Origin of the sequence: Microterricola pindariensis (genome assembly GCF_002936985.1) — a bacterium.
GTDB lineage: Bacteria > Actinomycetota > Actinomycetes > Actinomycetales > Microbacteriaceae > Microterricola > Microterricola pindariensis.
In genome coordinates, this window is record NZ_MPZN01000041.1 from 19252 (window position 1) to 29408 (window position 10157).

At 66.9% G+C, this 10157-nt stretch carries 9 protein-coding genes and 1 pseudogene; 7 read left to right on the forward strand and 3 right to left on the reverse strand.

Annotated elements, in window-relative coordinates; all coding sequences use genetic code 11:
- Window positions 1–106: 106 nt before the first annotated feature.
- Window positions 107–832 (forward strand): MIP/aquaporin family protein, encoded by a 726-nt coding sequence (locus GY24_RS12095; RefSeq protein WP_233279341.1) that lies wholly within the window; start codon window positions 107–109, stop codon window positions 830–832.
- Window positions 833–916: 84 nt separating this feature from the next.
- The gene (gene glpK, locus GY24_RS12100; protein WP_104476113.1) at window positions 917–2431 is read left to right on the forward strand and encodes a glycerol kinase GlpK; all 1515 of its coding nucleotides are present in this window, start codon (window positions 917–919) and stop codon (window positions 2429–2431) included.
- A 33-nt stretch (window positions 2432–2464) separates the two neighbouring features.
- Here glpK and trpD read toward each other — a convergent pair whose 3' ends face one another.
- Window positions 2465–3517 carry an anthranilate phosphoribosyltransferase gene (gene trpD / locus GY24_RS12105; protein WP_104476115.1) on the reverse strand — a complete coding sequence of 351 codons (1053 nt, stop codon included), beginning with the start codon at window positions 3515–3517 and terminating at the stop codon, window positions 2465–2467.
- Window positions 3518–3640: 123 nt separating this feature from the next.
- Here trpD and ctaE point away from each other — a divergent pair, with 123 nt between their 5' ends.
- The 5 genes from ctaE (at window position 3641) to GY24_RS12130 (ending at window position 8849) form a co-directional block, all read left to right on the forward strand.
- On the forward strand, window positions 3641–4315 hold the full coding sequence (gene ctaE / locus GY24_RS12110; protein ID WP_083363987.1) for an aa3-type cytochrome oxidase subunit III: 675 nt from the start codon (window positions 3641–3643) through the stop codon (window positions 4313–4315).
- Between the two features lie 24 nt (window positions 4316–4339).
- Window positions 4340–5152: a cytochrome bc1 complex diheme cytochrome c subunit gene (qcrC, locus tag GY24_RS12115; protein ID WP_083363988.1), complete on the forward strand. Its 813-nt coding sequence runs from the start codon at window positions 4340–4342 to the stop codon at window positions 5150–5152.
- 38 nt (window positions 5153–5190) lie between these two features.
- Window positions 5191–6270 carry a cytochrome bc1 complex Rieske iron-sulfur subunit gene (qcrA, locus tag GY24_RS12120; RefSeq protein WP_083363989.1) on the forward strand — a complete coding sequence of 360 codons (1080 nt, stop codon included), beginning with the start codon at window positions 5191–5193 and terminating at the stop codon, window positions 6268–6270.
- Entirely contained in the window at window positions 6267–7898 is a 1632-nt protein-coding gene (gene qcrB, locus GY24_RS12125) for a cytochrome bc1 complex cytochrome b subunit (RefSeq protein ID WP_104476117.1), read from the forward strand. The genes qcrA and qcrB overlap by 4 nt, the downstream gene beginning before the upstream one ends.
- 99 nt (window positions 7899–7997) lie before the next feature.
- The gene (locus GY24_RS12130; RefSeq protein WP_104476120.1) at window positions 7998–8849 is read left to right on the forward strand and encodes a methyltransferase domain-containing protein; all 852 of its coding nucleotides are present in this window, start codon (window positions 7998–8000) and stop codon (window positions 8847–8849) included.
- A gap of 467 nt (window positions 8850–9316) precedes the next feature.
- Here the strand turns inward: GY24_RS12130 and GY24_RS12140 are convergent, their stop codons facing one another.
- A complete protein-coding gene (locus GY24_RS12140; protein WP_104476125.1) occupies window positions 9317–9733 on the reverse strand; it encodes a cytochrome c oxidase subunit 4 in 417 nt (138 codons plus the stop codon).
- A pseudogene (locus GY24_RS12145) lies at window positions 9733–10157 on the reverse strand (cytochrome ubiquinol oxidase subunit I); the annotation flags it as partial. The gene GY24_RS12140 and the pseudogene GY24_RS12145, both read right to left, overlap by 1 nt.

Genomic DNA, 10157 nt, shown 5'->3' on the forward strand with positions numbered 1-10157 from the left:
CACTGGAGCGTTGCAACGCCCTTCCTTGGCCGCGCAGCGACGAACAAGAAAGGTCAACGTGGACAATCTCGGAGTTCTCTTCCTATCGGAGCTCGTCGGCACAGCCATGCTTGTACTGCTCGGCTGTGGCGTCGTGGCAAACGTCGCACTGGCCAAGAACAAGGGTCTCGGCGGCGGCTTCCTGATGGTGAACATCGGCTGGGGCCTCGCGGTCTTCGCCGGTGTCATCGTCTCCTACGCCTCTGGCGCACACATCAACCCGGCCGTCACCCTCGGCCTCGTCGCCAACGGCGCCACAGAGTTCGGCAACGCCGCGCTCGGCACCACCGTCGCGGTCTCCGCGGTCTCGGTGCTGGCCTATATCGGAGCCCAGCTGATCGGCGCCATCCTCGGCGCCGCCATCGTCTGGCTGGCGTACAAGCAGCACTTCGACGAGGAGCCGGAGCCGGCCAACAAGCTCGGCGTCTTCTCCACCGGCCCCGCCATCCGCTCCTACGGCTGGAACCTCGTCACCGAGATCATCGGCACCTTCGTGCTGGTGTTCGTCGTGATCGGCTTCGGTCGCAACGGCGACGGCGGCGGCCTGGCTGCCCTCGGCGCCCTGCCCGTTGCCCTGCTGGTTATCGGTATCGGTGCCTCCCTCGGTGGCCCGACCGGGTACGCCATCAACCCGGCCCGTGACCTCGGACCGCGCATCGCGCACTTCCTCCTGCCGATCAAGGGCAAGGGCAGCTCCGACTGGAGCTACTCCTGGGTGCCGATCGTCGGCCCGATCATCGGTGGCATGCTCGCCGGCTGGGCCGCGCTGGCCCTCCTGCCGGTCCTCACCTAACCACCAGGGCCGACTCGGCATCGCCGAGTCGGCCCTCTTCTTTTCTCGTCATCAGACACACCCCTCTCCCGAAGGAGCAACCCCATGGCCGACTATGTTCTCGCCATCGACCAAGGCACCACCAGCTCGCGTGCCATCATCTTCGACAAGGCCGGCTCGATCGTCTCGACCGGGCAGCTCGAGCACGAGCAGATCTTCCCGCAGGCCGGCTGGGTGGAGCACAACGCCACCCAGATCTGGGACAACGTCCGCGAGGTGATCGGCCAGGCCCTCGCCAAGGCGAACCTCACCCGGCACGACATCGCCGCGATCGGCATCACCAACCAGCGCGAGACGGCTGTGGTGTGGAACAAGAACACCGGCCGCCCCGTCTACAACGCCATCGTCTGGCAGGACACCCGCACGCAGCCCATCGTCGACCGGCTCGCCGCCGACGGCGGGGTCGAGCGCTTCAAGCAGCAGGTCGGCCTGCCGCTGGCCACGTACTTCTCCGGCACCAAGATCGTCTGGATCCTGGAGAACGTGCCCGGCGCTCGCGAGGCAGCGGATGCCGGCGAGCTCATGTTCGGCACCACCGACTGCTGGGTGCTGTGGAACCTGACCGGAGGCGTCGACGGCGGCGTGCACGCCACCGACGTCACCAACGCCAGCCGCACCCTGTTCATGGATCTCGAGACGCTGCAGTGGGATGACGGCATCCTCGCCGCCTTCGACGTCCCCCGATCGATGCTGCCCGAGATCCGCTCCTCGTCCGAGGTGTACGGCGTCGCCAGCGACAACTCGCTGCTGCGTGAGACGCCGATCGCCGGCATCCTCGGCGACCAGCAGGCAGCCACGTTCGGCCAGGCCGCCTTCGACACCGGCGAGTCCAAGAACACGTACGGCACCGGCAACTTCCTCATCTTCAACACGGGTGAGGAGATCGTGCACTCCAAGAACGGGCTGCTCACGACGCTCGGCTACAAGCTCGGCGACGCCAAGCCGCACTACGCGCTGGAGGGTTCCATCGCCGTCACCGGCTCGCTGATCCAGTGGCTGCGCGACAACCTGGGCCTGTTCAGCTCGGCGGCGGAGGTCGAGGCGTTGGCGAACACGGTCGAGGACAACGGCGGGGCCTACTTCGTGCCCGCCTTCTCCGGCCTGTTCGCCCCGTACTGGCGGGCGGACGCCCGGGGCGCCCTCGTCGGCCTGACCCGCTACGTGAACAAGGGCCACATCGCCCGCGCCGCACTGGAGGCCACCGCCTTCCAGACCCGTGAGGTACTGGACGCGGTCAACGCCGACTCCGGAGTCGACCTGACCGAGCTGAAGGTGGACGGCGGCATGATCGCCAACAACACGCTGATGCAGTTCCAGGCCGACATCCTCGGCGTGCCGGTGGTGCGCCCCGTCGTCGCCGAGACGACGGCGCTCGGCGCCGCCTACGCCGCCGGTCTCGCGGTCGGCTTCTGGAGCGGCCTGGACGAGCTGCGGGCCAACTGGCAGGAGGACAGCCGCTGGACGCCGCAGATGGACAAGGCGGAGGCGGACCGGCTGCTGCGCAACTGGAAGAAGGCCGTCACGAAGACCCTGGACTGGGTCGACGACGACGTCATCTAGCACGCAGCACCGCATGCACCCGGGTCGGGGCGTCTACTCCTTGGACGCCTCGACCCACTGCGTGAGCTTGGCGGCACCCGCCCCGGAGTCGATGACCTCGGCCGCGAGGGCCATCTTCGAGCTGAACCGCTCGAGGATGTTCACCTGGCTCTGCGCCGGGTCGTTCGCCAGGTCGAAGGAGACGAGGCCCGCCGCCGCATTCAGCAGCACGATGTCTCGCACCGGGCCGTGCTCCCCCTGCAGGACGCGGTGAACGACCGCCGCGTTGTGCTCGGCGTCGCCGCCGAGGAGGTCGCTCATCGTGGCGCGCTTGATGCCGAGGTCACGCGGGTCGATGTCGTGCTCGGTGACCAGGCCGCGCGAGACCTCCCAGACGTGGCTGTGGCCCGTCGTGGTCAGCTCGTCGAGACCGTCGTCGCCGCGGAAGACGAGCGCCGTGGCCCCCCTGGTCTGGAACACGCCGACGAACAGCGGCACCCGGTCCAGCTGCGCAACGCCGACGGCGGAGGCCTCCGGCCTGGCCGGGTTGCAGAGCGGGCCCAGGTAGTTGAAGACCGTCGGGATGCCGAGTTCGGCGCGCACGGCGCCGGCGTGCCGGAACCCGGGGTGGAACGCCGCCGCATAGGCGAAGGTGATGCCGGCCTCGAGCAGGATGTCCGCGACCCGATCGGCGGAGAGCGTCAGGTCGATGCCGAGGGCTGCGAGCACGTCAGAGGAGCCGGATGCCGAGCTCGCAGCGCGGTTGCCGTGCTTGATCACGGGCACCCCGCTGGCCGCGCAGACGATCGCCGACATCGTCGACACGTTCACCGTGCCGAAGCGATCGCCGCCCGTCCCGACGATGTCCAGCGCCATGGAGTCGACCGCGAGCGGCACCGCGTGGTCGAGGATCGCATCGCGGAAGCCGACGATCTCGTTGACGGTCTCGCCCTTCGCGCGGAGCGCGACCAGGAATGCGGCGAGCTGGGCCGGGGTCGACTCGCCCGTCATGACCTGGTCCATGCACCACGCCGCGTCGGCAATACTCAGGTCTTCGCCGCTCAACAATGACGTGAGGACGGATGGCCACGACTGAATCTCAAGCATGTGCCAATCCTAAGAGCACAATGATTCACTGCGAATACACGGCTACTCACCGCGTATTCTCAGCGTTCTGGGGTTGAAACTAAGGCTGCCCTAACCAAAGAAATAGGTGACAGACCGCGTTGAATGGGAAAACCCTGCGAGTATTTCGGCCATAATGGAGGAGTGACGAGCACTTCAATTACTCAGCCGGCAAGCGCCCCTGCCATTAACCGGCCCAATACCGTGGCGGTGGGTACCATCGTCTGGCTGGGCAGCGAAGTCATGTTCTTCGCCGGCCTCTTTGCCATTTACTTCACCTTGCGCTCTACGAGCCCTGAGCTGTGGGAGTTCGAGACTAACCGTCTGAACTTCCCATTCGCACTGGGGAACACGCTGATCTTGGTCGCGTCTTCCTTCACGTGCCAGTTCGGCGTGTTCGCAGCAGAGCGGATGCAAGCGAGATCCACAGGATGGAAGCCCACGCAGTGGGGTGCCGCCGAGTGGTTCTTCCTCACCTACGCGATGGGCGCGATCTTCGTCGCGGGCCAGATCTTCGAGTACGCGACGTTGGTCTCCGAGGGCATCTCGCTCTCCTCCAACGCGTACGGATCTGCCTTCTACCTGACAACGGGCTTCCACGGCATCCACGTGACCGCCGGCCTGTTCGCCTTCCTGTTTGTGATCGGCCGCATCTTCTCGGTTCAGAAACGCAATTTCGGTCACCGCGAGGCCACCAGCGCCATCGTGGTCTCTTACTACTGGCACTTCGTTGACGTCGTCTGGATCGGGCTCTTCCTGGTCATCTACGTTCTCAAATAGGAATACAGGAGCGGATTACTTCTCATGACCGAGAGCACAAAGCCCAAGGTTCGCGCAGCGCGCAAGACGGGGCGCCGGCACCCGCTGGCCACCGTCGCGCTGCTGGCGATCGGCTTGGTATTCACCGGCGGTGCCTACACCGCCTTCAGCGCGAGCACCGCGTCGGCTGACACCGACATCACCTCGCAGCAGACCATCGATGAGGGCAAGAAGCTCTTCACCGCGAACTGCGCCACCTGCCACGGGCTTGAGGCCCAGGGCACCGGTGACGGCCCCAGCCTGATCGGCGTCGGCGCCGCCGCCGTCGACTTCCAGGTCGGCACCGGACGCATGCCGATGCAGATGCACGGCCCGCAGGCCGAGGTCAAGCCGGTCCAGTTCACCGACGAGCAGATCAAGGCTCTCGCCGGCTACGTCGCGTCGCTGGCCCCCGGGCCCTCGATCCCCTCCCCCGAGCTCGTCGACGGCGGCGGCAACGCGGCCAACGGTGCAGAGCTGTTCCGCATCAACTGCGCCATGTGCCACAACGTGGCCGGCGCCGGTGGAGCACTCACCGAGGGCAAGTACGCCCCGGCCCTCTCCGGAGTGAGCGGAACGCACATCTACGAGGCCATGGTTACCGGCCCGCAGAACATGCCCGTCTTCAACGACATGAACATCAGCCCTGAAGACAAGCGCGACATCATCACGTACCTCAAGTACATGCAAGACAACCGCTCGCCCGGTGGTTTCGAGCTCGGTTCGCTCGGCCCCGTCGCAGAGGGTTTGTTTATCTGGATCTTTGGTCTCGGCACGATTGTCGCCCTGACCGTGTGGATCACGGCAAAGTCCAACTGATCTACGCACAGCAATGAAACAGCGTGAAAAGGAGAACCATGGCACAGGACGATAACGGCGGTAAGGACATCACCGCTGCCGATTCGTCGGGCCTCGCCCATGCGGAAGAATCCGCAGGCCTCGCCGTTATCGCGCGCGACGCCCTGACCGACCCGGGACTGCCGCCGCACCACGAGCGCGTCACGGACATCGATCCGAAGGCAGAGAAGCGCGCAGAGCGCACCGTCTACACCCTCTTCTACTTGTCGATCGTCGGCAGCATCTGGGCGGTCGCCGCCTACATGCTGTTCCCGATGGAATCGCACAACGTCGGAGACGTTCGACTGAACAACATGTTCATCGGACTTGGCATCACCCTCGGGCTCCTGGCGCTCGGCATCGGTGCCGTGCACTGGGGCAAGGCCCTCATGTACGCCCACGAGGGCATCGACGTGCGCCACCCCACCCGCGGCACCGAGGAGACTCGGGCTCGCGCCGTCGAGATCTTCCAGGAGGCCAACGAGGAGTCCGGCTTCGGCCGGCGCACCCTGATCCGCAACACGCTGATCGGCGCCCTCGTCGCATTCCCGCTCCCCGCCGTCGTCCTGTTCCGCGGTCTCGCACCGCAGGACCAGAACCCGGTCGAGCTGCTTTCGCACACCATGTGGGCCAAGGGAACGCGTCTGGCTCTGGACCCGAGCGGCGCCCCGATCAAGGCCTCCGACGTCACCCTCGGCAGTGCCTTCCACGTCATCCCCGAGGGCCTCACGGACCTCGGCCACGGCGATGGCTACCTGGAGGAGAAGGCCAAGGCCGTCGTCCTGCTGATGCGTCTCAAGCCGGAAGACCTGCACGAGCTGCCGGAGCGCAAGGACTGGTCGTACGACGGAATCGTCGCCTACTCCAAGATCTGCACCCACGTCGGCTGCCCCGTCGCACTGTACGAGCAGCAGACGCACCACCTGCTCTGCCCCTGCCACCAGTCGCAGTTCGACGTGGCCAACCACTGTGAGGTCATCTTCGGACCGGCCGCACGCGCGCTGCCGCAGCTGCCGATTGCTGTGGACGACGAGGGCTACCTCATCGCGCAGAGCGACTTCACTGAACCCGTCGGCCCGAGCTTCTGGGAGCGTCATTGAGCACCGCAACTACCACGAGCGCCCCGAACTCCACGGAGTCGGCGGCGAAGAAGCCCGGTGGTTTCACGGCCGCCGCAGCCAACTACATTGACGAGCGCACCAGCGTCTCCGGTGCCGTCAAGGAGTTCGGTCGCAAGATCTTCCCCGACCACTGGTCGTTCCTGCTCGGTGAGGTCGCGCTCTTCGCGTTCGTCGTCATCCTGCTCTCCGGATCGTTCCTGACGTTCTTCTTCCAGGCCTCCATGGTCGAGGTGCACTACGACGGCTCCTACGTGCCGCTCAAGGGTGTCCCGATGTCCGTGGCGATGTCCTCGACGCTGGACATCTCCTTCGACATCCGCGGTGGCCTCCTGATGCGTCAGATCCACCACTGGGCTGCGCTGCTCTTCGTGGCGGCCATCGGTCTGCACATGCTGCGCATCTTCTTCACGGGTGCGTTCCGCAAGCCGCGCGAGCTCAACTGGGTCATCGGCTTCGTGCTGTTCATCCTGGCCATGGCAGAGGGCTTCACCGGCTACTCGCTTCCGGATGACCTGCTCTCGGGCAACGGCCTCCGCATCATCGACGGAATCATCAAGGGCATCCCGCTCGTCGGAACCTGGATCTCGTTCCTGCTGTTCGGTGGAGAGTTCCCCGGCGACCAGATCGTCGGCCGCCTCTACACCCTGCACATCCTGTTGCTGCCCGCGATCGTCGTCCTCTTCATCGCGCTGCACCTGGTGTTCGTCGTCGTGCACAAGCACACGCAGTACCCCGGTGCGGGCAAGAACGAGCAGACCGTCGTCGGCTACCCGGTCCTGCCGGTCTACGCCGCGAAGGCCGGTGGATTCTTCTTCATCGTCTTCGGCATCATCGCGCTGATCGCCTCGCTGTTCACGATCAACCCGGTCTGGAACTACGGCCCGTACGACCCCTCCCCGGTGTCGGCCGGTACGCAGCCCGACTGGTACATCGGATTCGCCGATGGGGCCCTGCGCCTCGTTCCGCCGGGCTGGGAGTTCGTGCTGTTCGACCGCACCTGGTCGTTCAACATCCTCGCCCCGCTGATCATCATCGGTGTCTTCATCGTGCTGGTTCTGATCTACCCGTTCATCGAGGCCTGGATCACCGGAGACAAGCGCGAGCACCACGTGCTCGACCGCCCGCGCAACGCCCCGACCCGCACCGCCATCGGCGCCGCCGGTGTCACGTTCTACGCGGCCATGTGGGCTGCAGCCAGCTCCGACCTCATCGCGACGCACTTCAAGCTGACGATGGAAGGGGTGATCCACGCCCTCCAGGCGATGCTGATCCTCGGCCCGATCGTTGCGTACTTCATCACGAAGCGCATCTGCATCGCGCTGCAGAAGAAGGACCGCGAGATCGTGCTGCACGGCTTCGAGTCCGGTCGCATCGTCAAGCTGCCCGGCGGCGAGTTCATCGAGGTGCACGAGCCCCTCGACGAGTACGAGCGCTGGCGCCTGGTCGACTACAAGGACTACAAGCCGCTGATGATCCGCCCGAACGCCAAGGGCAAGATCACCGTGGGCCAGCGCCTGCGGGCCTCGCTCTCGCGCTGGTTCTTCGAAGACCGCATCGCCCCCGTCACCAAGACGGAGATCGAGCAGTCGCACGGAGACCACCACTAAGTAGGCGTCACCGTGAGAGGGGCGTTGGAGACGTGAAAACGTCCCCAACGCCCCTCTCTCATTTCCCCACGCCGATGCCGCGCCCCGGAAGGACCCGTCATGACTCTGCAGACTCTCGCCGAATGGCTGCGCTGCCCGCAGTGTGCCGAGCCCCTCCTGGCCCGTGAGCCGCTCGCCCTGGCCTGCCCGGCCGGCCACAGCTTCGACGTGAACAAGCGCGGTTTCGTGAACCTCGTTCCCGGCGGCAGCCGGATGATCGGCGACTCCCCCGCCATGCTGGACGCCCGAGCGTCCTTCCTGGGCGCCGGGCACTTCGACCCGGTGCGCGCGGCGCTCGTCGCGGCCGCGCGGGCAGCCGCAGCGCCACGGCGCATCGTGGACGCCGGCTGCGGCACCGGCTACTACCTGGACGGGCTCCTCGCACCCGGCACCACCGCTTCCGCGCTGGCCATGGACATCTCGCCGCATGCCGTCGCGCGCGCGGTGCGCGGCGGGCGGGCGCTGCTCGAGGGGGCGGATGGCGCCGTCGACGGGCTCGTCGCCGACATCTGGCGCCCGCTCCCGCTGCGCGATGCGAGCGCCGATCTGGTGTTCACCGTCTTCGCCCCGCGCAACCTGCCCGAGTTCCACCGTGCGTTGGCCCCGAACGGTCGGCTGCTCGTCGTCGTTCCCACCGCCCGGCACATCAGGCAGCTCCGCGAGGCGGGCCAGGCCCTCGACATCCCAGCAGAGAAGGCCGAGCGGCTGCAGGCCGAGGCCGCGCCGCTCTTCACCGCTGTCGGCCGCGCCGCCGTCGAGTACGACATCGTGGTCTCCCCCGCCGACGCGGCGCGGCTTGTCGGCATGGGGCCGTCGGCGCATCACGCCGGCGCCGAGGCGGATGCCGGTGCCGACGCGGCCGACAGGACGGTCACCGTGAGTGTCGACGTGCTGAGCTTCGTTCCCCGCTAGGCAGCTCCCCAGGGCCCGGGGCACCCGAGAGGGAGCCTGCCGGGTCCCCCGCCGTTCCGCGCCCCGCGTCCCGCTGCGCAGCACTGCTCGCTGAGCTCCGCGCCTGGTCGAGGACGCGGCACGTGTGGCAGCCGTCGCCCTCACGGCAACGGCCGGCCGGCTGCTGGCCTCCGGCTTGCTTCGCGGCGGCCCGTTCACGCCCGCGCGCGCCACGCCCGCAGCGACGCCGACGACGCCGTCAGCTGCTCCACCTGCCGACCGCTGTTCCGCGGAATCGCCACCCCCACCCACACAGAGGGCACCCCAGGAAGAACCTCGTCGCCGCGATCGGGGCTCGACCCGGCCGGCGCCTGCCTCGTCTGCTGCCGATCCGAAAGCCGCTCGTCGACGGCGGCAGCCAGCCCGTTAACGCGAGAAGGCCCCATCGTGACGAATCACGATGGGGCCTTCTCAGTGGTGCGTGTGGCCTAGCGGGCGAAGAGCCCGCGGTAGTACTCGTAGACCCAGCCGACGAGGCTGATGACCAGGATTCCGACGGCGATGAACGACATCCAGAATCCGGCGGCCAGGCCGAGCATGAACAGCGTCAGCGAGGCGGCGACCATGATCGGCCACCAGCTCCACGGGCTGAAGAAGCCGAGCTCGGCGTCTCCATCGTCGATGTTCGAGTCGAGGCGGTCCTCGGGCAGCTCCCCACCCTGGGCCGCGTAGACGCGGTCCAGGTAGAAGGCGACGAAGCCGGTGAGAACACCACAGAGGGCGATCGCGATCGTGCCGACCCACTCGAGGTGGCCGTACTCGATGGCCGTCCAGACACCGTAGAGCACGGCGACGAGTGCGAAGAAGACCGTCAAGATCCAGAGCATTACGGAATTGACGCGCATTACTTGATCCTCTCCGAAGCGGCGTCGAAGGTGGGCGCATCGGGTGCGTCCTTAGCCGGGCCGATGCCAATCGGGAGGGCTGCCTCTGGGTGGTTCAGGTCGAAGGCGGGGCGCTCGGAGCGGATCCGCGGGATCGACGTGAAGTTGTGACGCGGCGGCGGGCACGAGGTGGCCCACTCCAGCGATCCGCCGTAACCCCAGGGGTCGTTGACGGTGACCTTCGGAGCGTTGCGGGCGGTGACGTACACGTTCAGGAAGAACGGGATCATCGACGCGGCCAGCACCATCGAGCCAATGGTGGAGAGCTCGTTCATCCAGGTGAAGCCATCGCTCGGCAGGTAGCTGGCGTAGCGGCGGGGCATGCCCACGACGCCGAGCCAGTGCTGCACGAGGAAGGTCGTGTGGAAGCCGAGGAACAGCAGCC